General features: G+C 60.7%; 24 protein-coding genes. 15 read left to right on the plus strand and 9 right to left on the minus strand.

Features of this window, described 5'->3' with window-relative positions:
* Window positions 1-49 precede the first annotated feature (49 nt).
* The 3 genes from dnaJ to RHIBUN_RS0104345 all read left to right on the plus strand — a co-directional run bounded on the left by dnaJ (window position 50) and on the right by RHIBUN_RS0104345 (window position 3,642).
* Window positions 50-1,183 (plus strand): molecular chaperone DnaJ, encoded by a 1,134-nt coding sequence (gene dnaJ, locus RHIBUN_RS0104335; RefSeq protein WP_018855243.1) that lies wholly within the window; start codon window positions 50-52, stop codon window positions 1,181-1,183.
* A 188-nt stretch (window positions 1,184-1,371) separates the two neighbouring features.
* Window positions 1,372-3,285, plus strand: coding sequence for a tetratricopeptide repeat protein (locus RHIBUN_RS0104340; RefSeq protein WP_245271632.1), 1,914 nt, complete (start codon window positions 1,372-1,374; stop codon window positions 3,283-3,285).
* Window positions 3,286-3,432: 147 nt separating this feature from the next.
* Window positions 3,433-3,642 (plus strand): hypothetical protein, encoded by a 210-nt coding sequence (locus RHIBUN_RS0104345; protein ID WP_025658607.1) that lies wholly within the window; start codon window positions 3,433-3,435, stop codon window positions 3,640-3,642.
* 10 nt (window positions 3,643-3,652) lie between these two features.
* Here RHIBUN_RS0104345 and RHIBUN_RS0104350 read toward each other — a convergent pair whose 3' ends face one another.
* Window positions 3,653-4,021 carry a helix-turn-helix transcriptional regulator gene (locus RHIBUN_RS0104350; RefSeq protein ID WP_018855240.1) on the minus strand — a complete coding sequence of 123 codons (369 nt, stop codon included), beginning with the start codon at window positions 4,019-4,021 and terminating at the stop codon, window positions 3,653-3,655.
* A gap of 318 nt (window positions 4,022-4,339) precedes the next feature.
* Here RHIBUN_RS0104350 and mbfA point away from each other — a divergent pair, with 318 nt between their 5' ends.
* Window positions 4,340-5,323 carry an iron exporter MbfA gene (mbfA, locus tag RHIBUN_RS0104355; protein WP_018855239.1) on the plus strand — a complete coding sequence of 328 codons (984 nt, stop codon included), beginning with the start codon at window positions 4,340-4,342 and terminating at the stop codon, window positions 5,321-5,323.
* A gap of 149 nt (window positions 5,324-5,472) precedes the next feature.
* Here mbfA and RHIBUN_RS0104360 read toward each other — a convergent pair whose 3' ends face one another.
* Together RHIBUN_RS0104360 and RHIBUN_RS0104365 are read right to left on the minus strand one after the other, a co-directional pair.
* Complete coding sequence (locus RHIBUN_RS0104360; protein WP_025658608.1) at window positions 5,473-6,072, minus strand: transglutaminase-like cysteine peptidase; 600 nt, start codon at window positions 6,070-6,072, stop codon at window positions 5,473-5,475.
* Between the two features lie 150 nt (window positions 6,073-6,222).
* Window positions 6,223-7,023, minus strand: a complete 801-nt coding sequence (locus RHIBUN_RS0104365; RefSeq protein WP_025658609.1) for an alpha/beta hydrolase — start codon at window positions 7,021-7,023, stop codon at window positions 6,223-6,225.
* Window positions 7,024-7,202: 179 nt separating this feature from the next.
* On the opposite strand from RHIBUN_RS0104365, the gene infC reads away from it, so the two are divergent.
* Entirely contained in the window at window positions 7,203-7,739 is a 537-nt protein-coding gene (gene infC, locus RHIBUN_RS0104370; protein ID WP_025658610.1) for a translation initiation factor IF-3, read from the plus strand.
* A 251-nt stretch (window positions 7,740-7,990) separates the two neighbouring features.
* On the opposite strand, the gene RHIBUN_RS36295 is transcribed toward infC, so the two are convergent.
* Window positions 7,991-8,374: a hypothetical protein gene (locus RHIBUN_RS36295; protein ID WP_025658611.1), complete on the minus strand. Its 384-nt coding sequence runs from the start codon at window positions 8,372-8,374 to the stop codon at window positions 7,991-7,993.
* Window positions 8,375-8,627: 253 nt separating this feature from the next.
* Here RHIBUN_RS36295 and RHIBUN_RS0104385 point away from each other — a divergent pair, with 253 nt between their 5' ends.
* The 7 genes from RHIBUN_RS0104385 (at window position 8,628) to pheT (ending at window position 15,869) form a co-directional block, all read left to right on the plus strand.
* The gene (locus RHIBUN_RS0104385; protein ID WP_025658612.1) at window positions 8,628-9,173 is read left to right on the plus strand and encodes a hypothetical protein; all 546 of its coding nucleotides are present in this window, start codon (window positions 8,628-8,630) and stop codon (window positions 9,171-9,173) included.
* 5 nt (window positions 9,174-9,178) lie between these two features.
* Window positions 9,179-9,844 carry a response regulator transcription factor gene (locus tag RHIBUN_RS0104390; protein ID WP_025658613.1) on the plus strand — a complete coding sequence of 222 codons (666 nt, stop codon included), beginning with the start codon at window positions 9,179-9,181 and terminating at the stop codon, window positions 9,842-9,844.
* Complete coding sequence (locus RHIBUN_RS0104395; protein WP_025658614.1) at window positions 9,841-11,193, plus strand: HAMP domain-containing sensor histidine kinase; 1,353 nt, start codon at window positions 9,841-9,843, stop codon at window positions 11,191-11,193. The genes RHIBUN_RS0104390 and RHIBUN_RS0104395 overlap by 4 nt, the downstream gene beginning before the upstream one ends.
* Before the next feature lie 231 nt (window positions 11,194-11,424).
* The gene (rpmI, locus tag RHIBUN_RS0104400; RefSeq protein WP_007529267.1) at window positions 11,425-11,628 is read left to right on the plus strand and encodes a 50S ribosomal protein L35; all 204 of its coding nucleotides are present in this window, start codon (window positions 11,425-11,427) and stop codon (window positions 11,626-11,628) included.
* Window positions 11,629-11,668: 40 nt separating this feature from the next.
* Complete coding sequence (rplT, locus tag RHIBUN_RS0104405; protein WP_007798644.1) at window positions 11,669-12,073, plus strand: 50S ribosomal protein L20; 405 nt, start codon at window positions 11,669-11,671, stop codon at window positions 12,071-12,073.
* A 274-nt stretch (window positions 12,074-12,347) separates the two neighbouring features.
* Complete coding sequence (gene pheS / locus RHIBUN_RS0104410; protein ID WP_018855230.1) at window positions 12,348-13,430, plus strand: phenylalanine--tRNA ligase subunit alpha; 1,083 nt, start codon at window positions 12,348-12,350, stop codon at window positions 13,428-13,430.
* Window positions 13,431-13,445: 15 nt separating this feature from the next.
* The gene (pheT, locus tag RHIBUN_RS0104415; protein WP_025658615.1) at window positions 13,446-15,869 is read left to right on the plus strand and encodes a phenylalanine--tRNA ligase subunit beta; all 2,424 of its coding nucleotides are present in this window, start codon (window positions 13,446-13,448) and stop codon (window positions 15,867-15,869) included.
* Window positions 15,870-16,147: 278 nt separating this feature from the next.
* On the opposite strand, the gene RHIBUN_RS0104420 is transcribed toward pheT, so the two are convergent.
* Both RHIBUN_RS0104420 and RHIBUN_RS0104425 read right to left on the minus strand, forming a co-directional pair.
* A complete protein-coding gene (locus RHIBUN_RS0104420) occupies window positions 16,148-16,507 on the minus strand; it encodes a nuclear transport factor 2 family protein (RefSeq protein WP_018855227.1) in 360 nt (119 codons plus the stop codon).
* 101 nt (window positions 16,508-16,608) lie between these two features.
* Entirely contained in the window at window positions 16,609-17,604 is a 996-nt protein-coding gene (locus tag RHIBUN_RS0104425) for an aldo/keto reductase (protein WP_025658616.1), read from the minus strand.
* 124 nt (window positions 17,605-17,728) lie between these two features.
* On the opposite strand from RHIBUN_RS0104425, the gene RHIBUN_RS0104430 reads away from it, so the two are divergent.
* On the plus strand, window positions 17,729-18,619 hold the full coding sequence (locus RHIBUN_RS0104430; protein ID WP_018855225.1) for a LysR family transcriptional regulator: 891 nt from the start codon (window positions 17,729-17,731) through the stop codon (window positions 18,617-18,619).
* A gap of 39 nt (window positions 18,620-18,658) precedes the next feature.
* Here RHIBUN_RS0104430 and RHIBUN_RS0104435 read toward each other — a convergent pair whose 3' ends face one another.
* Complete coding sequence (locus tag RHIBUN_RS0104435) at window positions 18,659-19,153, minus strand: ferritin-like domain-containing protein (protein WP_018855224.1); 495 nt, start codon at window positions 19,151-19,153, stop codon at window positions 18,659-18,661.
* Between the two features lie 158 nt (window positions 19,154-19,311).
* Between RHIBUN_RS0104435 and RHIBUN_RS0104440 the strand changes: the two genes are divergently transcribed.
* Complete coding sequence (locus RHIBUN_RS0104440; RefSeq protein ID WP_025658617.1) at window positions 19,312-19,929, plus strand: hypothetical protein; 618 nt, start codon at window positions 19,312-19,314, stop codon at window positions 19,927-19,929.
* On the opposite strand, the gene RHIBUN_RS0104445 is transcribed toward RHIBUN_RS0104440, so the two are convergent.
* Window positions 19,919-20,362, minus strand: coding sequence for a GNAT family N-acetyltransferase (locus tag RHIBUN_RS0104445; RefSeq protein ID WP_025658618.1), 444 nt, complete (start codon window positions 20,360-20,362; stop codon window positions 19,919-19,921). The two genes, RHIBUN_RS0104440 and RHIBUN_RS0104445, sit on opposite strands and share 11 nt — an antisense overlap.
* 12 nt (window positions 20,363-20,374) lie before the next feature.
* Window positions 20,375-21,322 (minus strand): aldo/keto reductase, encoded by a 948-nt coding sequence (locus tag RHIBUN_RS0104450; RefSeq protein WP_025658619.1) that lies wholly within the window; start codon window positions 21,320-21,322, stop codon window positions 20,375-20,377.
* Window positions 21,323-21,501: 179 nt separating this feature from the next.
* On the opposite strand from RHIBUN_RS0104450, the gene RHIBUN_RS0104455 reads away from it, so the two are divergent.
* Window positions 21,502-22,488, plus strand: coding sequence for a Gfo/Idh/MocA family oxidoreductase (locus tag RHIBUN_RS0104455; RefSeq protein ID WP_025658620.1), 987 nt, complete (start codon window positions 21,502-21,504; stop codon window positions 22,486-22,488).
* Window positions 22,489-22,490 lie beyond the last annotated feature (2 nt).

The following is a 22,490-nucleotide window of genomic DNA, read 5'->3' on the forward strand; positions in this document are numbered from 1 at the left end:
GGCTGCCCACCACGGCAGCCGGAAAACCATTTCCGGGGTCTAATCCTTAATGGCAAAAGCCGATTTTTACGAAACGCTGGGTGTCGCCAAGACGGCGGACGAAAAAGAGCTGAAAAGCGCCTTCCGCAAACTCGCCATGAAGTACCATCCGGACAAGAATCCGGGCGACCACGACGCCGAGCGCAAGTTCAAGGAAATCAACGAAGCCTACGAAATGCTCAAGGATCCGCAGAAGCGTGCGGCCTATGACCGATATGGTCACGCTGCCTTCGAGCATGGCGGCATGGGCGGCGGCGGCATGGGCGGCGGCTTTGGCGGCGGCGGATTTTCCGACATTTTCGAGGATATCTTCGGCGAGATGATGGGCGGTGGCCGCCAGCGGCAGCGCTCTTCGGGCGGCCGCGAGCGTGGCGCCGATCTTCGCTACAACATGGAAATATCGCTGGAGGAGTCCTTCTCCAGCAAGACGGCGCAGATCCGCGTGCCGACTTCGATCACTTGCGACGTCTGCTCCGGCTCGGGTGCGAAACCCGGCACGCAGCCGAAGACCTGCGGCACTTGCCAGGGCTCGGGTCGCGTGCGCGCTGCCCAGGGCTTCTTCTCGATCGAACGGACCTGCCCGACCTGTCATGGTCGTGGCACGATCATTCCCGATCCGTGCACGAAGTGCCATGGCCAGGGCCGCGTCACCGAAGAGCGTTCGCTGTCCGTGAACATTCCGGCCGGTATCGAAGACGGCACCCGCATCCGCCTGCAGGGCGAGGGCGAAGCCGGCATGCGCGGCGGTCCGGCGGGCGATCTTTACATCTTCCTGTCGGTGAAGCCGCATGAGTTTTACCAACGTGACGGCGCCGACCTCTACTGCACCATTCCGATCTCGATGACGACGGCGGCACTCGGCGGCACCTTTGACGTGGCGACGCTCGATGGCACGAAGTCGCGTGTGACGGTGCCCGAAGGCACGCAGGCCGGCAAGCAGTTCCGCCTGAAGGGCAAGGGCATGCCGGTGCTGCGTTCGCCGCAGACGGGCGACCTCTATATCCAGATCCAGATCGAGACTCCGCAGAAGCTGACAAAGCGCCAGCGCGAACTTCTCCAGGAGTTCGAGCAGCTCTCCTCGAAGGAGAACAATCCGGAATCGACCGGGTTCTTCGCGCGCATGAAGGAATTCTTCGAGGGCTGATCGACCCTATATGAAATGTAACAAAGGCCCGGTTGCTGCTGCAGCCGGGCCTTTGTTGTTTGCTTTGTCAGGTCGCCTACGCAGGGTTGTCTCAACGTTCGAACGTCAAAAATACCTTATTATCCCGGGTCGACCGAATGAATGGTGGGACATTAAGATAATAAAAGGCTAAATTAGTGTGACGAAAACTGTATAGCGTCGAGGGACACTTGGAACGCCGTCTCGCAGCCATCCTCGCAATCGACATCGTCGGCTATGGCCGGTTGATGGGCATAGATGAATCCGGAACGCTAAGTGCGGTGAAAACCTGCCGCACGGAGCTGCTCAATCCGAAGATTGCACAGCACCGCGGACGCATCGTCAAGCTGACCGGCGATGGCATGCTGGCGGAATTCTCCAGCATCGTGAATGCTGTTGCCTGCGCCGATGAGGTGCAGCGAGAGGCCGCGCAACGAAACCTGTCGGTGCTCGAAGACAAACGTATCGAATTTCGGATCGGCATCCATCTCGGCGACGTCATTGTCGAGGAGGGCGATATCTTCGGGGACGGCGTCAATGTCGCTGCGCGGCTGGAGGCGCTTGCTGAGCCAGGAGGCATTGCCGTTTCGGCCACCGTCAAGGACCATGTCGGCTCACGGCTCGACCTGTCCTTCGAGGATCGCGGGGAACACCGCCTCAAGAACATCAAGGAACCGGTCCGGGTCTATATGATTTCGCCGCAGCGGGCGCTGCCACTGAAAGTGAACAAGGCGGCTTTGACCGCAGCCCGAAAAAAGCACAAGCAGCTTGTCGCCGTGCTGCCCTTCACCAACATGAGCGGCGATGCCGAGCAGGAGTATTTTTCCGACGGCATCACCGAGGACATCATCACCGACCTCTCGAAGGTGTCGAACCTCTACGTGGTCGCCCGCAACACCGCCTTCACCTACAAGGGCAAGTCCGTGCAGGTGAAGCAGGTGGCGTCGGAACTCGGTGTCGACTTCGTTCTCGAGGGGAGCGTGCGCAAGGTCGGCCAGCGCGTCCGCATCACCGGACAGCTGATCGATGCGAGAAATGGCGGGCACCTTTGGGCGGACCGCTTCGATCGCGACCTCACCGATATTTTCGCGATCCAGGACGAGATCACCCACGCAATCGTCGATCAACTCAAGATCAAGCTGCTACCCGAGGAGAGGCAGGCGATCGCAGCCGAGCCGACAAGCAATGTCGAGGCCTACACCTATTATCTGCGTGGACGACAGCTGTCTCACACCTGGACAAGGCCCTATCTACTTCTGGCCCGGCGCATGTTTGCAACGGCCGTTGCGTTGGATCCGGAATATGCCCGTGCCTATGCCGGCATGGCGGATTGCGAGTCGGCGCTGCGCGATTGGCATGCGGGTGAGTTTACACTGCAGGGGATACTCAATCTGAGCGCCAAGGCGCTGGCGCTCGATCCGAATCTTGCCGAGGCGCATGCGTCGCGCGGACTGGCGCTGCACCAGGACGGGCGAGACGAGGAGGCTCTTGTCGAGTTCGAAAAGGCGCTGGCGCTGGAGCCCGATCTCTATGAAGCGAATTTCCACTATGGTCGCTTTCTTTTCATGGAGGGCAAGTTCGAGGGGGCAATCACCTTCTTCACTAGGGCGGCCGAGATCCGCCCCGACGACTATCTCTCGCCCATTCATCTGATGAGCGCATGCCGGTCGCTTGGTCTCGAGGAGGAGCGAGCGCATTGGGCGCGCGTCTGCATCGAGCGTGCGGAAGAGGCCTTGGAGCGGCATCCGGAAAACTCGGGGCCGGCCCATCGCGGTGCGCTCGCATTGGCTCACATGGGCGATGCGGAACGCGCTAAGGAGTGGGTCAAGCGCGCGCAGATGATTGATCCGGATGACATCGTTGCTCAATACAACATCGCGTGTGTCTATGCTTTGTTGGACGAATGCGACGCCGCACTCGATCTGTTGGAAGAACTGCTGCCGCAATCGTCCTGCTATCACATCCTATGGTTCAAGCATGATTCGGACCTCGATTCGGTGCGTGATCACCCGCGGTTCGAGAAAATGCTGGATGCGATCGCGGCATGCTCGGCCTCGCTGGAGTACCGGGTCGCGTCAGAATAGCGCCGGCGCTTGCCGGGTGTTCCATTATGAAACAAGCAAAAATGCACGTCTGCCTTGCGTTAACGCAGGCAGTGAATGCCGCTTTGCAAATAGAAGCAAAGCGGCCAGTATCCTTTCGGGGATCAACCAAAAACAAGGGCAACTTCCATGACGGCAGCAGCCACTTCTTTGTCTTTGCAGTCCGATGATGTCGATGTGCTCGCCGGCGCGCTCTATTCCTGGTGTGCCGAGCGCAACATCAAGCTGCGCAGCCAGCAGGGACTTTCCATCGCGAGCATCGCGATCGATCTCTACCATGCTGGCCATCGGACGCAGGACGACTTGCTCATCGCGCTTCACGCGTGCGAGTTGCACTGACCGACAGGGTTCAGCGCAAAGCCTCGATGTAGCTTTCACCGGTCATGATCGACAAGATGGTCTTGACGGCCTCCTTGCCTGCCGCAGAGCGAAGCTTGTCATAGTGCAGGGCAAGCTCATAGGCTTCGGGGCTCAGCCCTGGCCGCGCTGATCCGTCAGACGGGTTGGCGCCCTCGAACAGTTCCGAAATATCAACGCCCAGAAAAACCGCGATCTGGTGAAGCTTGCTTGCGGATACGCGGTTGGTGCCTTTCTCGTATTTCTGAATTTGTTGAAAAGTCAGCCCCAGCGCCTCTCCCAGTTCCAGCTGCGATATGCGTCGTTTGGCCCTCAGTGTCCGTACATTTTTACCAACAATAATATCTACCGGATCTGGCACCGTTATGTTCCCTTATAAATGCAATCAATACGCTTAGTACTATGCCCGCCTTCCATAATATCTCAATCCCATGAGTTGTAAATTTCAACCCGCTTTTGTTATGGTTTTTTGCCCAATAATCATACACTTTCGGCGTAGATGTAGACTGTAGCGTGCACGTTATTTCCGATGCCAGCTAAAGGCGGTGCACGTACGCGAAGCTGTGCGTCGTTTTACTTGCCGCGGCCATGCGTCAATTCACTGGTTTCCATGCCTGTGAAAACTTGACCGACGCGCCGGCAACCTCTATTTTAGAATAATTCTAAAATTGAGGTTGTCATGCTGTCCAGGCTTTTTTGGTCATCCAAGCGCTCGTTCGATTCTTTGTCGGAACAGGAAATACTCGCACTGGCCATTGGGGCCGAAGAGGAGGACGCGCGCATCTATCTCGCCTACGCCGACATGCTGCGCAGCAACTATCCCGCGTCCGCTAAAATTTTCGAAGAGATGGCCGAGGTCGAGGACACCCATCGCAAGTCCCTGATCGAAATCTATCGCCAGCGGTTCGGTGAACGCATCACGCTCATTCGCCGGGAACATGTTCAGGGTTTCTATGAGCGCAAACCCGACTGGCTGCGACGCAACCTGTCGCTCGAGAAAATCCGCGGTGAAGCCGAAGCGATGGAGCAGCAGGCCTATCGCTTCTATGTCGAAGCGGCACGGCGCGTCACGGACGCGCAGACCCGGCAGTTGCTCGGTGACCTCGCCTTGGCGGAGCAGGGCCATGAGGACATTACTCACATGCTTGTCGACAAGCACACGCCGGCGGACGTCAAGGCGGAGGAAGATCACGCTGCCCGCCGCCAACTGGTGCTCACCTATGTGCAACCCGGCCTTGCCGGCTTGATGGATGGCTCGGTATCGACCTTGGCGCCGATCTTCGCAGCCGCCTTTGCGACTCAGAACACCTGGCAGACCTTCCTTGTCGGCATGTCCGCCTCGGTTGGCGCCGGCATCTCGATGGGCTTCACAGAAGCGGCACATGACGACGGCAAGATTTCAGGCCGCGGATCGCCGATCAAGCGCGGCATCGCCTGCGGCGTCATGACCGCGCTTGGCGGTCTCGGCCACACCTTGCCCTATCTCATCCCGTACTTCTGGATCGCAACGACGATGGCCGTGATCATCGCGATCTTCGAACTCTGGGCGATTGCCTTCATCCAGAACAGATTTATGGAAACGCCATTCCTGCGCGCTGCCTTCCAGGTGGTCGTGGGCGGCGGTCTCGTTCTCGGTGCCGGCATTCTGATCGGCAATGGGTAAAGCGAGCTCCGGCACTACGGAGCGATCGACGCGGTGAATTGATCTGGCGCGCGAATGCACAGGCGATGGGCCGGAATGACGCGCTAACTGGCGTCGCGCATAAAAAAGGCCGGCGTTTCGCCGGCCTTTTTCGTTCAATCTACTATCGCTTATCGCAAAGCACCGACCAGAACGTCGCGGCCATTTTCGATGGTGACCCAGCGACCGGCATTGTTGCTCGACTGGCGCTTGATGAAGGAGTAGGGCGTGTCGAACCATGGCTTGATGTTGGACGCCAGGTTGTCGAGCACGAAGTCGCCGTTGCTGGTGCGCAGCGTCAGCACGGCATGACCTTCGCCATCGGGCTTGCGGACCACCGTGAGAAGAAGATTAGCCGGCGAAATTCCGCGCTGTATCAGGATGCGGCGCTTCAGCAGGGCGAAGTCCTCGCAGTCGCCTGCAGTCGTCGGATAAGCCCAGACCTCATCCTTGCCGTAGATTTCCTTGTCGGTCATCGGCGTGATGCTGTTGTTGACCATCGTGTTGACGGACCGCACCATTCCCCATTTCCCTTCCGACATCTCGGCCGGCGAGACGTTGCGGTTTGGGCCGCATTCATTGCGATGGCCCTGGCAGAAGTCGTAATGGCCGATCGGCTGGGACGTCGCAGCGCCAGTAACCATCGAGAGGTTGTTGGTGGAAGCCGGCGTTGCGGCTGTAGACATAGCAAACATGGCCATCATGGCCACGACGAAACCCTTGATCCGCACGCCCGCTGTTCCCTTGCATCGCCCATGTATTGTTAATAAAAAGTTAACGGACGGAGGCTCGGAGAGTCAATCGTTACTTCTGGGGAAGGTGCCACTACCCGCCAATATGGTTAAAATCCGTTAGGATTTGGCACATATGGATCGTTTGGCCTAGCGGATAAGCCCTTTGACGGCGGCGAGCATGCGCTCGATGTCCTGGGGCCGCGACAGCCGGTGATCGCCATCACGCACGAAGGTCAGCACGACGTCGTCGGCGGGGAGATGCTCCACGAGCTTCATAGCGTGCTGATAGGGAACGTCCGGATCCTTCATCCCCTGCAGGATATGGACCGGGCAGCCGGTCTCGATGATGCCGTTGAGCACGCCGTTGTCGCGCCCGTCCTCCATCAGGGTTCGCGTATAGATGTTTGGCTCGGGGCTGTAGGCCGACCGCTCTTCGAAGTAGCCGCGCTCGGCCAGCGAGGCCTTCTCCTTCTTCGTGAGGTTCGGCTCGATCAGATCGGAGGTGAAGTCGGGAGCCGGCGCAATCAGCACCATGCCCGCGAGCTTCGGCCCGTCCTGCCGCTTGGCGAGTTCCTGCGCCAGCCTGAGCGCAATCCATCCGCCCATCGACGAGCCGACGACGAGGATGCGCTCGGGCGCCGCGTGGAGGATTACCGCAAGCGCCTCCTCGAGCCAGCGCGAGATCGTCCCGTCGGTGAATTTGCCGCCGGACAGGCCGTGGCCGGAATAGTCGAGGCGCAGGCAGGCAAGGCCGTTTTCGGCCGCGAACCTGTCCAGCTCCACCGCCTTGCTGCCGCTCATGTCAGAGCGGTATCCGGAGAGCCAGACGAGGGTTGGGCCGGCCGTTTGGCCAGGTTGGCTACGCGCAATATAGGCGATCTCGCGCGCAGCTTCGCCCTGTCCGACGGTAAGATATTGTTGGTTGTAAGTGAGATTTGCGTCAGACATCGCGGAACTCCAGTTGTTTTGGCCTATAAAACAGATTCTTGACAGGCTGACAGCAGGTGATTTTTCCGCTAAAGGATGGTACCGACTCCGTTGCAGCAATGGTGAAACGACATTTGTACTTCCGTCATCGGGAGTGCCCGGGCTGCAGCGATCCGAAACAACGCGAGGAGAATACGACCATTCGCAGACCCTTTAAAGCCGACGCGCCCGTAAAGGAAGGGCCGCGCTCGAACCGGGAAATTCGCATCCCCCGAGTTCAGCTGATTGATGCTGAAGGACAGAACTTGGGTGTTGTGCCCACCGACCAGGCCCTGAAAATGGCTGAGGAAGCCGGCCTCGACCTGGTGGAAATCTCCCCCAATGCCGAACCGCCTGTATGCAAGATCCTCGATCTGGGCAAGCTGAAATATGCCAACCAGAAGAAGGCTGCCGAGGCGCGCAAGAAGCAGAAGATTGTCGAAGTTAAAGAGATCAAGATGCGCCCTAACATCGACACCCATGACTATGAGGTGAAGATGAAGGCGATGGGTCGTTTCTTTGAAGACGGCGACAAGGTCAAGGTGACATTGAAGTTCCGCGGCCGTGAAATGGCGCACCAGGAACTTGGTATGAAGCTGCTGCAGCAGGTGAAGGCCGACACGACCGAATATGCCAAGGTTGAAGCCGAGCCCAAGCTCGAAGGCCGCCAGATGATGATGGTACTCGCGCCGAAGTGAGGCGCGTCGCCACTCTCCAATCAAAGCCGTCCGTAAGGGCGGCTTTTGTATTTTGGGGCTGTGGTCGGACCAATCTGACAGGATGCTGACAAACGCACTCAACAGTCTGTCAGAGAGACTTTGGCAATCTGTTCTCAGCAAGAAGAGAGCAGAAGGCAAAGATCATGAAGAAGACCATTTCACACGCGCTATTGGCTTCCGTCGCCGCAATCGCGGTGACGTTGTCGCTCCCGACAATGCAGACGTTCACGTCAGGCCATTTTTCGTCGTTGGCATTCGCTCGCGGCGGCAGCGATGATGGCGGTGGAAGCAGCAGCAGCGGCAACAGTGGATCCAGCCATAGCGGTGGCAGTGATGACAACAGCGGCAGCGGGCGTGGCGGTGATGATCATAGCGGTCGCGGCGGTCATGACGACGGCGATGACGATCACGGCCGTGGACGTGGACGCGATGACGGAGCCAACCATGACGCCAATGACGACAATCCTGGCGAGCACCGCGGCGGCCGCAACGACAATCGCCCGGAAGTGACGCTTTCGGTGTCCGAAGCGAGCCTGACGGGACTGCTGAACGGTTCGCTTGTCGCCGTCGATCAACTCGGCCGGCGCCTCGAGGTCGAGGTTGAGCTTGAGCATGGGGCACACGAGGTGGTCGCGCATCCTCACAGAGGTGACTTTATTCGAAATCCTGGCGCAATCACCAGCGTCAACATACTTCCCGCTTCGGCGCAATAATCTGCCCGGCGCGGTCTTCCGGCCACCCCTTCGGAAGAAGGAACTCCGCCGCGCCCCGGCGGAGTTCCTGGTTTGTCGGAGCTTTGTCTGGTCGCGATAAAGTGTTCAGTGTAGGTTCCGCGATTGCAGAAGCATTGAGGTACATTGAAGTTCAATGAATAGAAGCCGTCGCAGTTTCATGACGATGTTGATGCTGGCCATAGCGCTCTCTGCGGCCGGCCCGATGTTCGTTTCCCATGCTGAGGCCAAGGATGGTGGCAGCGATGATGGCGGCGGCAGCAGCGGTGGGAGCGGTTCGAGCGGAGGCAGCGGCTCGTCGGGCTCTGGTTCGCCCGGATCCTCGGGTTCCAACTCGGGCAGCGGCAGTTCCAATTCCGGTCGTGGCGGCCGCGACGATCACGGGGATGATGACGGCGGCGACGACCACGGCGGAGGCGGAGGCGGCGGTAGCAGCGGCCGCGGCAGTGGCGGCCGGAACACCGATTCCGATCGCGCGCGCGACGCCGTTCGCGAGGGCCGGATCCTGCCGCTGAAGACCGTTCTGCAGCGGATCGACGCAAAACGCTACGGTCGGGTCATCGACGTCAATCTCCATCGATCCATGTTCGGCGATGTGTATCAAGTGAAAGTTCGCGACGGGACGGGCGCGATCAGGACATTGCGTGTCGACGCCCGCAACGGAGCATTGCTGGGGGGGTAGGGGCTATGCGTATCCTGTTGGCGGAGGACGATCCCAATATTTCCGGCCATGTGGTCGAAAAGCTTGGGCGGGAAGGCTATCGCGTCGAGGTATTTGCAAGCGGGCCTGCTGTATGGGAAGAGGGCGAGACGGGCGATTATTCAGCCATCATCCTAGACCTCGGATTGCCCGGCATGGATGGCCTGTCGATCCTGAAACGCTGGCGCGGCGCGGGCATGAACACGCCGGTTCTTGTTCTCACTGCCCGCGGCTCGTGGATGGAGCGTGTCGACGGCTTTGATGCGGGGGCCGATGACTATCTGCCGAAGCCGTTTCGTACCGAGGAGCTGCTGGCTCGCCTGAGAGCGCTCCTGCGGCGCACCGGCGCCATCGCATCGCGCGTCAAATCCGCCAACCGCTTCACTCTCGATGAAAGCGCAAGGCGCGTCACTTTCGATGGACGCGAACTTGATCTCAGTCCGCTCGAATACCGGATGATAGCGCTTTTCATCGGCAAGCCCGGTGAGGTCCTGAGCCCGACCGAACTGGCGAGCCAGGTTCAGGGCCGTGATGACGATGCCGCCAAGAATGCCGTGGAAGCTATGGTGGCGCGGCTGCGCAAGAAGACGGACAGCGACGCCATCGAGACCCGGCGCGGCTTCGGCTATGTTCTTCCGGAGCGACCTCGGTGATCCACTCGCTGCATTTTCGCCTCGCTGCCGGAGCGCTTGTCGCGATCGCGCTGGCGTTGATGCTCGTCTGGGCGGTGCTTAGCCACCTGTTCGCGGATTATCTGGCCGACCAGTATTCCAACGAAATGACGTCGGTGATGGATTCGCTGGCGGCGCGGCTCAGCGTGGAGAATGGCGCTCTTGAATTGAAGAACGAGCCTGCCGACTCGCGCTTCCAGATCCCCGCCGGCGGCCGCTACTGGCAGATCTCTCCCGGTGGCAACGGGGAGCCGCTGCGGTCTCGCTCGCTGTGGGACGAGGAGATCACCGCGGATGAGCTGTCGAAGGACATGTATTGCGGGTTCCGGGAAACGGACGGGCCGGATGGCTCGCCGCTGCTGGTGTCGATGAAGACGATGGCGCTTGGCGAAGGCGCCGCAAAGAAGAACTTCACCGTCTATGCGGCTTTCTCCAAGCCCGAGATGGAAGCGGCGCTTGAAAGCTATCACCGGCCGTTGCGGCTGATGCTGCTTTCGACCGGCGGCATGCTGCTCCTCGCGGCGTTCTTGCAGGGGTGGGTGGGCTTGCGCCCGCTGGTGCGGCTTCGCGAGCGCGTTGCGGATATCAGGGCCGGCCGCAGCTCACATATCGGCGCGCAGGGGCCGAGCGAGGTCAAGCCGCTGGTTCGTGAAATCAACCTGCTGCTCAGCGAGCGGGAGACGGCGATCGAGCGCGCCCGCGCGCGTGCCAGCGACCTCGCCCATGGTTTGAAAACGCCTCTCACGGTGCTGTCTCACCTGGTTGAAGCCTTGCCCGAGGACCAGCGCGAAACGGCTCTGCAACAGATCGAGCTGGTCCGCCAGCGCGCCGACCGACAACTGCAGGCCGCCCGCATGGGAGTGGAGCAAATGGCCACGACGTCGCTGCTCGGCATTGCAGGAAAGCTCGTCAATGTGCTGACGCCTTTCACCGAAGAGAAAGGGATCGACTGGCATCTCGATATCGACCCCGCCCTGACGGTTCAGGCGGACCCCGCGGACATCGCCGAGGCACTCGGCAACGTACTCGACAATGCCGTGCGCTTTGCCAGGACGCGCATCGATCTTTCCGCCGGTCGCTTGCAGGATGATGTCGTGCTCAGCGTTTCCGACGATGGACCCGGCGCCGATCCTGGTAGCTACGATCTGATGCTGAAGCGCGGTGTCAGGATTGATGAAGGCACGGCAGGAACTGGGTTAGGGCTGGCGATCTCGTGCGATATCCTTGAGGCTTACGGCGGCCGGCTCGATCTTTCCGCCTCGCGGTGGGGCGGTCTGCAGGTGAAACTGATGCTTCCGGCCATGGCGAGCCGGCCTCCCGCCATTGCTTAGAAGATTCATTGGCCGCCCCGTTGCACTTTTATGACGCTGCGGTTATAAGCGCGCGTCCGAACTGACCGGCAGGGCATGCCGTGGCGGTTTCGAATGCTTGCGGAACGGTTCATCACCGGAGCCGCAGATCAACAACAAACGCTCCCGCACCTTTTTGCGACGGCCGGAAACCGGGCACCGCGAGAAGGCTTCTTTGATGAAGAGCAGGGGGTCCAGAAACGGAGTAGCAAAATGCCCAAGATGAAGACGAAGTCTGCTGCCAAGAAGCGGTTCAAGATCACCGCGACCGGCAAGGTCAAGGCTGCAGCTGCTGGCAAGCGCCATGGCATGATCAAGCGTACCAACAAGTTCATCCGCGATGCACGTGGCACGATGGTTCTCGCAGAACCCGATGGCCGCAAGGTCGTGAAGAACTACCTGCCGAACGGTCTCTAAGACTATTCCGCGAACGCTTTTAGATTAAGGAGATCATGAAATGGCACGTGTAAAAAGAGGCGTTACCGCCCACGCCAAGCACAAGAAGGTTCTGAAGGCCGCTAAGGGCTTTTACGGCCGTCGCAAGAACACCATCCGCGCTGCGAAAGCTGCTGTCGATCGTTCGAAGCAGTACGCTTACCGCGACCGCAAGATCAACAAGCGCAACTTCCGCGCCCTCTGGATCCAGCGCATCAACGCCGCTGTCCGCGAATTCGGCCTGACCTACGGCCGCTTCATCGACGGCCTGAACAAGGCTGGCATCGAAGTCGACCGTAAGGTTCTCTCCGACATGGCAATCCATGAGCCGGAAGCATTCGGTGCACTCGTTGCTGCCTCCAAGAAGGCTCTCGAGTACCTGAAGGACGCCGGTACGAAGAACGAGTTTGAAGCAGCCGTCAACTAAGCCGGCGCTGTCAGAGCTTTTGCTTCGATGATTTAGAACCCGCGCTGGCCAGGCTTGCGCGGGTTCTTTGCATTTGGCGCGATGGCGATTGAGACGGCATTGCCCGCGATGGGCCGTTCCTCTCTCGACGTCGCGGGCTTTTTGTGGTGTGCCCGGTTGATTGGCCGCGTGCACATGGGTAGTGATCTGCGACGCTTCATCGTGGCGCTTGAGCTATTCGATGCATGTTTTCGTGAATTATCGACAAGACTGACGCCCAGCGAGGCAGGAAAAGATGACCGAACTCGAAACCCTGGAAAAGCAACTTCTGTCTGATGTGGCAGCCGCTGCCGACGAGCCGGCGATCGAAGCCGTGCGTGTTGGCGCGCTCGGCAAGAAGGGTTCGGTCTCCGAGCTCCTGAAGACGCTCGGTGCAATGACGCCGGAAGAGCGCCAGACGCGCGGCGCTGCCATCAACGCACTGAAGAACGCCGTCACCGACGCAATCACTGACCGCAAGGCGGAGCTGAAGAAGGCCGCGATCGATGCGCGCCTGAAGGCCGAGACGGTCGACGTCAGCCTGCCGGTACGCTCTTCGCCAGCCGAGCGCGGCCGTATCCATCCGATCAGCCAGATCATCGACGAAATCACCGCGATCTTCGGCGACATGGGTTTCTCGATCGCCGAAGGTCCGGATGTCGAGACCGACTACTACAATTTCACGGCACTGAACTTCCCGGAAGGCCACCCGGCCCGAGAGATGCACGACACCTTCTTCTTCAATCCGGATGAGAACGGTGAGCGGAAGGTGCTGCGCACGCACACCTCGCCGGTACAGGTGCGCACCATGGAAGCGCAGAAGCCGCCGATCCGCATCATCATCCCCGGCAAGACCTACCGCCAGGATTCGGACGCCACGCACTCGCCGATGTTCCACCAGGTCGAAGGCTTGGTCGTCGACAAGAAGGCGAATGTCGCCAACATCCGCTGGGTGCTCGAAGAGTTCTGCAAGTCCTTCTTCGAGGTCGACAGTGTGACGATGCGCTTCCGCCCGTCCTTCTTCCCGTTCACCGAGCCGTCCTTCGAAGTCGACATCCAGTGCGACCGCTCCGGTCCGATCGTCAAGTTCGGCGAAGGCACCGACTGGATGGAGATCCTTGGCTGCGGCATGGTGCATCCGAACGTGCTCCGCGCCGGCGGTCTCGATCCCGATGAATACCAGGGCTTTGCCTGGGGCATGGGCCTCGACCGCATCGCCATGCTGAAATACGGCATGCCTGATCTGCGCGACTTCTTCAACGCCGACGTCCGCTGGATGACCCATTACGGCTTCCGCCCGCTCGACATGCCGACGCTGTTCGGCGGCCTGAGCGCGTAAGGGAGGATAGAGATTATGAAGTTCACACTCTCCTGGCTGAAGGATCATCTGGAAACGGATGCGACCCTCGATGAAATCTGCACCCGCCTGACCGAGATCGGGCTCGAGGTCGAGGACGTCGATGACAAGGCGGCGTTCAAGCCCTTCGTCATCGCCAAGATCCTGACCGCCGAGAAACACCCACAGGCCGATCGCCTCAAGGTTCTCTCCGTCGATACCGGCAAGGGCGCCCCCGTCCAGGTCGTCTGCGGCGCTCCCAATGCGCGCGCCGGCTTGATCGGCGCGTTCGCGGCCCCCGGCACCTATGTTCCCGGCATCGACGTGACGCTCGCCGTCGGCAACATCCGCGGCGTCGAAAGCCACGGCATGATGTGTTCGGAGAAGGAGCTGCAGATCTCCGACAGCCACGATGGCATCATCGATCTCCCCGAGGATGCGCCGGTTGGTGAAAGCTACGCCGCCTATGCGCATCTCGACGATCCCATGATCGAGATCAACCTGACGCCGAACCGTCCGGATTGCACTTCGATCTATGGCATCGCGCGTGACCTGGCTGCTTCCGGCCTCGGCACGCTGAAGACACGCCCGGCACCGTCCTTCACTGTTGAAGGCGAGACGCCGGTGAGGCTGACGCTCGACCTTGACGATCCGAAGCTCTGCCCGGGCTTTGCGCTGCGTCTCGTACGCGGCGTCAAGAACGGCCCGAGCCCGAAATGGGTGCAACAGCGTCTGCTCGCTATCGGTCTTCGCCCGATCAACGCGCTCGTCGATATCACCAACTACATGACCTTCGACCAGGGTCGCCCGATGCACGTCTTCGACGCCGCCAAGGTCAAGGGCAACCTGACCGTCCGTCGCGCCAAGGACGGCGAGACGGTGCTTGCGCTCGATCAGCGCGAGTACAAGCTTGGGCCGAATAATGTCGTGATCGCCGATGCCGATGGCATCGAGTCGATCGGCGGCATCATGGGCGGCGAGCATTCCGGCTGCGACGAGAACACCACCGACGTCTTGATCGAGAGCGCTCTCTGGGATCCAATGAACATCGCGAAATCAGGCCGCGGCCTCGGCATCATCACCGATGCCCGCTACCGCTTCGAGCGCGGGGTCGATCCGGAGTATATGGTTCCCGGTCTCGAGCGCACCACCGAGCTGGTGCTCGAATTCTGCGGCGGCACGGCCGCCAAGGCAGAGGTCGTCGGCTACATGGGTTATGACGCAAAGATCGTCGACTTCCCCTTCTCCGAGGTCAAGCGCCTGACGGGTCTTGAGGTTTCCACGCAGGAAAGCACCGAGATCCTGACGCGCCTCGGCTTCAAGGTTACCGGTTCGGGCGAACGCGTTTCCGTCGCCGTTCCCTCCTGGCGTCCCGATGTCGATGGCAAGGCCGACCTCGTCGAAGAGGTCATGCGCATCTACGGCGTCGACAACATCAAGCCGGCGCCGTTGGAAAGCCATGCAGCCGTCAACGGCAGGATCCTGACGACGCTGCAGATCCGCACTCGCATCGCCAAGCGCGCGCTTGCCTCGCGCGGCATGCTGGAAGCCGTCAATTGGTCGTTCATCTCAGAGGATCAGGCAAAGCTCTTCGGCGGCGGCTTGCCGGCACTCAAGCTTGCCAACCCTATTGCTGCCGATATGTCCGACATGCGCCCCTCGCTGCTCCCCGGCCTGCTGACGGCTGCCCAGCGGAATGGCGACAAGGGCTATGGCGACGTTGCGATCTTCGAGGTGTCCGGCACCTATGAGAACGACCGGCCGGAAGGCCAGCGCCGCGTTGCCGGCGGCGTCCGTCGCGGCACGGCATCGATGTCAGGCGCCGGCCGCATGTGGTCGAACGCTGCCAAGGGCGGCGGCAAGCCGGTGGACGTCTTCGACGCCAAGGCCGATGCGCTGGCCGTGATCGAAGCCTGCGGCCTGCCGATGGGCAACATCCAGATCGAGCGGGGCGGTCCCGAATGGTTCCACCCCGGCCGGTCCGGTACGATCAAGATGGGTCCGAAGGTCGTGCTCGGCTATTTCGGCGAGTTCCATCCCTCGACGCTGGAAGCGCTCGATGTCTCGGGCGCGCTCTGCGGCTTCGAGGTCTATGTCGACGCCATGCCCGAGCCGAAGAAGAAGGCCACCCGCACCAAGCCGGCGCTGGAACTGTCTGCCTTCCAGGCCGTCAAGCGCGACTTTGCCTTCGTGGTCGACAAGTCGGTGGAAGCCGGCGCGATCATCAAGGCCGCGACCGGTGCCGACCGCAAGCTGGTCACATCAGTCAATGTCTTCGACATCTTCGAGGGTCCGTTACTAGGTGAAGGCAAGAAGTCGGTAGCGATCGAAGTGCAGATCCAGCCGGTCGAGCGCACGCTGACCGACGAGGATTTCGAGGCGCTGACTGAGAAGATCGTTGCCAGCGTGACGAAGTTCACCGGTGGCGTTCTCAGAGCCTGAGGCCAACATCTTCTGAAGCAAAGGGCCGGCGATCATTTCGCCGGCTCCGACTGCTGACGAAGTGTTCTTTTTGCGGAACGTTCGGTTTCTCCGTCATGCCGGCCTTGTGCCGGCATCCAGCGGCACCGCGTCTGCGGTGCGAAAGGCCTTTTGCGCGCAAGGACTTGCGCGCGCTGGACCCCTGCTCATCGGCGGGGTGACGACGGAGAGAGCTTCCATCCCAATATGCTATAAGGCCTTGTCAGCAAGCTGGGCCGGCGATCGTCTCGCCGGCTGTTCTATGTGTGGAGATAGTAGAGCTTGTTGACGATCGTCCAGCGGCCGTCGATTTTCAGCATCGAGAGGTAATCGGTGAAGCGCATGCCGGCGAAATCGTCGCTGACCTTCACGCACGCCGCATCGCCGACGATGTCAAGCATCTGGATGTCCATGTGCGGCTGGGTTGTGGGTGGTGCCGAACCTTCGGCGACGATCGCCGCAATGAATTCTTCCCGGTTCAGCCACTCGACCGCGTTCTCGTAGTGCCCGATGATGTCGCACTGCGGATGGAAGGCCTTCCGCAATGCAGCTTCGTTGGCGAAGGTCATGCCCTCGACGTAGAGATGGACGACTGCTTCGATTGCCTGCTGGTCCGACATGTCTCACCTCGCCAGGAACATGCCCAATAGCATAGCGCAGCGAATGGGTGCGGCAAGATCGCCGGATGCGGCAGGGGGCTATCGATGCCTCCGCCTTTCGGCTAGAGGTTGGTCATCGCGAGCGACGCGTCGGAGTAGCGCTTGCCGGCAATCTGATCGAGCGAGATGGTCTCTGTCAGTTCGGTCAGCTCCGTCTTGCTCAGCACGATATCGGCTGCGGCGGCGTTCTCCTCGAGATGGTTCACTTTGCGAGCGCCCGGGATCGGCACGATGTCGTCGCCCTGGTGCAGGACCCAGGCGAGCGCCAGCTGTGCGGTGGTCACGCCCTTCTCCTTAGCGAGTGCCTCGAGCTTGGCCACGAGCGCGACATTGGCGTCGAAATTGTCCGACTGGAAGCGCGGCAGCTGGCGCCGGAAATCGTCGGCGCCAAGATCCTCCGGCTTCTGGATCGCGCCCGTCAGAAAGCCACGGCCAAGCGGGCTATAGGGCACGAAGCCGATCCCGAGTTCGCGACAGGTGTGGAGAACGCCGTTTTCCGGGTCGCGGGTCCAGAGCGAATATTCGCTCTGCAGTGCTGCGATGGGGTGGACGGCATGGGCGCGGCGGATCGTGGCGCTTCCGGCTTCCGAAAGGCCGAGTGCGCGAACCTTGCCTTCGCGTACCAGCTCGGCCATCGCGCCGACGGTCTCCTCGATCGGCACATTGGGGTCGACACGATGCTGGTAGAAAAGGTCGATCGTTTCGACGCCGAGCCGTTTCAGAGAGGCTTCTGCCACTCGCTTCACGTTTTCCGGGCGGCTGTCGACCCCGGTCAGGGCCGCGGCGCCGGATTTATTCGGATCCAGCTTGAAGCCGAACTTGGTGGCGATGACGACGCGGTCGCGCACGGGCTTCAATGCCCGGCCGAGGAGCTCTTCATTGGTGTAGGGGCCGTACATTTCGGCCGTGTCGAAGAAGGTGATACCGAGATCGACGGCACGGTTCAGCGTCCTGATCGACTCGTTTTCGTCACTGGCGCCATAGGCGAAGCTCATGCCCATGCAGCCGAGGCCGACGGCAGAGACTTCAAGGTCGTTTCCGAGTTTGCGGGTTTTCATGCGGGCTCCTTTGTGAGCGAAAGGTCAAACCACGGTCGATGCCGGGTACTGATGAAACCTAGCGCCCCATCAGCCTTCAAAAAATAGGTGCAATCTGTAACAGGCTGTTCTAATTGATCGATCAATGAACCGCACGCAGCTTGCCCAACTCGTCGTTCTCGCCGCCGTTTCCGAACGACGAAGTTTTCGCGCGGCCGCCAAGGAGCTTGAAATTGCGCCATCCGCCGTCAGCCACGCGATCTCGCGCCTGGAAGAAAGCCTCGGCGTCCGGCTGCTGGCACGGACGACGCGCAGTGTCGCGCCGACGGAGGAGGGGCGTCTGCTGCTGCAGCGCCTGAAGCCGGCGCTTGATGAAATCGGGATCGCGCTGGAAGCGGTCACCGAGGCGGGTGGAAGGCCGGCCGGAAATCTGCGCATCTCCGCGCCGCGTTTTGCTTCGGATATCCTGCTTGCGCCGCGGCTTGGCGAATTCCTGAACCGCTATCCTGATATCACCCTCGAAATCGCCAATGAGGATGGGTTCACCGATATCGTTCGGGAAGGTTTCGACGCCGGCATTCGCCTGGAGGAGAGCCTCGAGGCGGACATGATCGCCGTGCGGGCCTCGCCGAATCTGACCACGGTGATTGCGGGTTCTCCCGACTATTTTGAGCGGCACCCGAAACCCTTGCATCCCTCCGATCTGGTTCACCACCGCTGCATCAAGCGGCGTTTTACAAACGGCACGATCTATCGCTGGGAATTCGAAAAGGACGGCCAGGAACTGGTTGTGGGAGTCGATGGTCCCCTGATCGTCAGTGAGGACAGGCTCGGATTGATCGCGGCGCTGAATGGCGTGGGGCTCGCCTATCTGTTCGACCTGCGCGTCGAGCACGAACTGGCAAGCGGCAAGCTCGTCCGTGTGCTGGAGGACTGGTGTTCGCCCTATCCGGGGCCATTCATCTACTATCCGAGCCGGCGCCAGATGCGGCCAGCTCTGCGTGCCTTCATCGACTTCTTCCGTTATGTCGGGTGAAGCGGAGGGATGCCGTTGGGCATCCCGCCGGATCGACGGTCAGGCCGCGGCCTTCTGGTTGGCAGCCGTCATGGCCAGCTTCGACAATGTCTTGTCGGTTGCCGCTTCTTCCTGCAGCGTCTTGTCGAGCAGGGCAACGACGTCCTTCTTGCCGAGGGTCTGCGCCCAGGTCTTCAGCGTGCCGTAGCGGGCGATCTCGTAGTGCTCCACTGCCTGCGCAGAGGAGATGAGACCGGCATCGATAGCCGGCGAGCCCTTGAACTCATCGATGATCTCTTCGCCTTCGGCAATGATGCCCTGGATCGCCTCGCAGGTCTTGCCCTGGGCGCGCTTGCCGACGAGGTCAAAGACCTGCTGCAGGCGCTCGACATGTCCCTCGGTCTGCTCGCGATGCTTTTCGAAGCCGGCCTTCAGCTCTTGCGATTGAGCCGCCCGCGCCATTTTCGGCAGGGTGCGCAGGATTTGCCGCTCGGCAAAATAGATGTCCTTGAGCGTATCGTAGAATAGATCGTCGAGGGTCTTTTCTTTGGCCATTGTCTCTACCTTCCTGGGTGTGGGGGATCCGCGCTTCCTTGGTGGGGAGCTACGGACGCTAGGGAAAGACAAGAGGTAGCTAATTGTTCCGGTCGTTTTCGGGTTGCGTTGATCGCCGGGGGAGGCAGAGTGAGACGTTCAACCAACGGGAGCTTTTCGTGAAGAAACCTGGATCGATGAAGGGCCTGGAGGAACTCGGGCGTGCGCGCCTTTCGAAGAATTTCTTCCTCCGTGATTTCCTGCATTCCGAAATCGCCGATTTCTATCGCATTCCGAATATCCCCGAAAATCCCGATCTGGCGATCGAAGCGGGAAGGCGGCTCTGCGAGGAGTTGCTGGAACCGCTGCAGGCGACGTTCGGCCGGCTGCACATCCGTTCCGGCTATCGCTCGCCTGAGGTCAACCAGTTCGGCAACCGCAACAACCTCAACTGCTCGTTAAATGCCGCGACGGCCGCCGATCACATCTGGGACCTGCGCGATTTCGATGGCTGCATGGGTGCCACCGCCTGTGTCGTCGTCCCGTGGATGGTCGACAACTACAGCAACGAAGAGGACTGGCAGAGGCTGGCATGGTGGATCCACGATCATCTGCCCTATGCCTCGCTCTGCTTCTTCCCGAAGCTCTGGGCCTTCAACATCCAATGGCACGAACGCCCGCGCCGGGTCATCCAGAGCTATGTGAGGCCACGCGGCATCCTGACGAAGCCGGGCATGGGGAACTGGGAGGGCAGCCACGCCGGCTTGTATGAGGGCTTCCCGCCGCTCAGAAATTGATGCGGTAGCGGATGTGCCCGTCGTTCTCGACATAGCTGTCGTAGAGCGCCCGCGCCGTCTTGTTCTGTTCGCTGGTGTGCCAGTAGAGCCGCGACCAGCCGTTCTTCTTGCAGAGCGAAACGAGATCGTCCATCAAGGCGCGGCCCACACCCTTTCCGCGTGCGGCCGGATCGACGAAGAGGTCTTCGAGATAGCAGTCCTTGCCACGGATCCAGGTGCCCTCATGCGTCAGGCTGAGGGTGAAACCCATCATCTTGCCGTCCACCTCGGCGACACGCATGAAGATCGCAGACGCCGGATCGAAGACCCGGCGCCATGTCGCATCGGTGATGTTAGGATCGACCGTGACCTCGTAGAAGGCGAGATAGCCGGCCCAAAGCTCGCGCCAGCGCGCTTCGTCCTCGGTCTTCGCATCGCGGATCGTCACGGTCATCGGTCCCTCCCGTCAGGCGCCGGCCCTGTCGAGCAGCGCCGTCGCGTCATCGGAGAGTGAAAGCGTCGCTGACTTGGTCAAGCTCTCAAGCTGCGACAGGCTGGTAGCACTGGCGATCGGCGCCGTCACACCCTTCTTTCTGAGCAGCCAGGCAAGCGCGATCTCTGCCGGCTTGGCGCCGGTTTCCGCCACGACCTTGTCGAGCGCTGCCAAAATGCGCAGTCCCTTGTCGTCGAGATATTGCGCCACCCGGCCTTCGCGGGCGCGGCCTTCCGTATCGGCCTTCGTGCGATACTTTCCGGAGAGAAAGCCGGCGGCAAGGCTGAAATAGGTGATGACGCCGATATCTTCCTTGACGCAGAGATCAGCCAGCGGTCCCTCGAAGCTCGCGCGTGCATAGAGATTGTATTCCGGCTGGATGACATCGTAGCGCGGCACGCCGGCCCTCTCGGCGGCATCGAAGGACGCCTGAAGCTGCGTGGCGTCGAGATTGGAGCAGCCGATCGCGCGGATCTTGCCCTGCTGCTTCAGCTTGGCGAAGGCGCCGAGCGTCTCCTCATAGGGCGTGCTCTCGTCCGGCCAATGCGAGAGATAGAGGTCGATATAGTCGGTCTGCAGCCGGCGCAGCGAATCCTCAACCGCCTTCAGGATATAGGTTTCCTTCAGCGTCTTGCCCTGACCCATGTCGGAGCCGACCTTGGTGATGACGACAGCCTTGTGGCGGGACACCTTGCCGCGCTTCAGCCACTTGCCGATGATCTCCTCGGACTCGCCGCCCTTGTTGCCCGGCACCCACGCTCCATAGACGTCGGCCGTGTCGATCGTGTTGAAGCCCGCGTCGAAGAAGGCATCGAGAATATCGAAGGACGTCTTCTCGTCGGCGGTCCAGCTGAAGACGTTGCCGCCCAAGACGATCGGGGCGATCGAAAGGCCGGTTTTTCCAAGACGGCGCATATCCATAGCGCTCTCCTAAAGTGCAGGATTGATTGAAATCGTTGACGCGGCAGAACACCGCCGAAGTCTAACCTAGCGTGGCTTCGAACGAATGGAAACCAACTCCGCGATTTGTGATCGCGCCATTGCGCCGCCGTGGCCGGCTTACTAAGGTGCGCAAAAATCGAACCAGGAGGACCCAGGCTATGCTGCGTTTTGGTATTCTTTCGACCGCAAAGATCGGCCGTGAACTCGTCGTACCCGCCATTCAGGATGCGGAAAACTGCGTCGTGACGGCCGTTGCGAGCCGCGATCTGGCGAGGGCTCGCGAGATGGCGGATCGTTTTTCCGTTCCGCACGCCTTCGGCTCCTACGAGGAGATGCTCGCTTCCGACAAGATCGATGCCGTCTATATTCCGCTGCCAACCTCGCAGCACGTCGAGTGGACGATCAAGGCCGCCGATGCCGGCAAGCACGTGCTCTGCGAAAAGCCGATCGCGCTCAAGGCAGACGAGATCGACAGCCTGATTGCCGCCCGCGACCGCAACAAGGTTCTCATCACCGAAGCCTACATGATCACCTACGCACCGGTCTGGCGGAAGGTTCGCTCGCTGATAACGGACGGCGCGATTGGCACACTCCTGCATGTTCAGGGCGCCTTCACCTATTTCAACCGCGACCCCGGCAACATGCGCAACATTCCCGAACTCGGCGGCGGCGCGCTGCCTGATATCGGCGTCTATCCGACGATCGGCACACGCTTTTCCACCGGCAAGGAGCCGCTGCGCGTCCAGGCCGTCACCCGCCGCGACCCGGAATTCGGCACCGACATCTATTCCAGCGTCAAGGCCGATTTCGGCGATTTTGAACTGACCTTCTATATCGCTACCCAGATGGCGAACCGCCAAGTCATGGTTTTCCATGGCACCGACGGCTTCATCGAGGTGAAGTCACCGTTCAATGCTGACCGCTGGGGCGCCGAGGAGATCGAACTCACCAACCGCAGCCACAATGAATCAACGATCTTCCGCTTCCCCGACAGCCGCCAGTACAAGCGCGAAGCCGAGGCCTTTGCGCGCGCTGCCAAGGGTGAGAATGAAGAGGTGGTGACGCTGGAGAGCTCGAAGCTCAGCCAGAAGTTCATCGATGCGATCTACCGCGCCAGCGAGAAGGATGGCTGGGAGCCCGTCTGAGC

The organism is Rhizobium sp. IBUN, from assembly GCF_000510625.1.
Taxonomy (GTDB): Bacteria; Pseudomonadota; Alphaproteobacteria; order Rhizobiales; family Rhizobiaceae; genus Rhizobium; species Rhizobium altiplani.

Bases quoted from the DNA above. Each gene is read 5' to 3' on its own strand.
- dnaJ (WP_018855243.1), top strand. From the start codon at position 50: ATGGCAAAAGCCGATTTTTACGAAACGCTGGGTGTCGCCAAGACGGCG.
- RHIBUN_RS0104345 (WP_025658607.1), top strand. From the start codon at position 3,433: ATGACGGCAGCAGCCACTTCTTTGTCTTTGCAGTCCGATGATGTCGAT.
- mbfA (WP_018855239.1), top strand. From the start codon at position 4,340: ATGCTGTCCAGGCTTTTTTGGTCATCCAAGCGCTCGTTCGATTCTTTG.
- RHIBUN_RS0104365 (WP_025658609.1), bottom strand. From the start codon at position 7,023: ATGTCTGACGCAAATCTCACTTACAACCAACAATATCTTACCGTCGGA.
- RHIBUN_RS36295 (WP_025658611.1), bottom strand. From the start codon at position 8,374: ATGCTCAAGCTCAACCTCGACCTCGAGGCGCCGGCCGAGTTGATCGAC.
- RHIBUN_RS0104385 (WP_025658612.1), top strand. From the start codon at position 8,628: ATGAATAGAAGCCGTCGCAGTTTCATGACGATGTTGATGCTGGCCATA.
- RHIBUN_RS0104390 (WP_025658613.1), top strand. From the start codon at position 9,179: ATGCGTATCCTGTTGGCGGAGGACGATCCCAATATTTCCGGCCATGTG.
- rpmI (WP_007529267.1), top strand. From the start codon at position 11,425: ATGCCCAAGATGAAGACGAAGTCTGCTGCCAAGAAGCGGTTCAAGATC.
- rplT (WP_007798644.1), top strand. From the start codon at position 11,669: ATGGCACGTGTAAAAAGAGGCGTTACCGCCCACGCCAAGCACAAGAAG.
- pheS (WP_018855230.1), top strand. From the start codon at position 12,348: ATGACCGAACTCGAAACCCTGGAAAAGCAACTTCTGTCTGATGTGGCA.
- pheT (WP_025658615.1), top strand. From the start codon at position 13,446: ATGAAGTTCACACTCTCCTGGCTGAAGGATCATCTGGAAACGGATGCG.
- RHIBUN_RS0104420 (WP_018855227.1), bottom strand. From the start codon at position 16,507: ATGTCGGACCAGCAGGCAATCGAAGCAGTCGTCCATCTCTACGTCGAG.
- RHIBUN_RS0104425 (WP_025658616.1), bottom strand. From the start codon at position 17,604: ATGAAAACCCGCAAACTCGGAAACGACCTTGAAGTCTCTGCCGTCGGC.
- RHIBUN_RS0104430 (WP_018855225.1), top strand. From the start codon at position 17,729: ATGAACCGCACGCAGCTTGCCCAACTCGTCGTTCTCGCCGCCGTTTCC.
- RHIBUN_RS0104435 (WP_018855224.1), bottom strand. From the start codon at position 19,153: ATGGCCAAAGAAAAGACCCTCGACGATCTATTCTACGATACGCTCAAG.
- RHIBUN_RS0104445 (WP_025658618.1), bottom strand. From the start codon at position 20,362: ATGACCGTGACGATCCGCGATGCGAAGACCGAGGACGAAGCGCGCTGG.
- RHIBUN_RS0104450 (WP_025658619.1), bottom strand. From the start codon at position 21,322: ATGGATATGCGCCGTCTTGGAAAAACCGGCCTTTCGATCGCCCCGATC.
- RHIBUN_RS0104455 (WP_025658620.1), top strand. From the start codon at position 21,502: ATGCTGCGTTTTGGTATTCTTTCGACCGCAAAGATCGGCCGTGAACTC.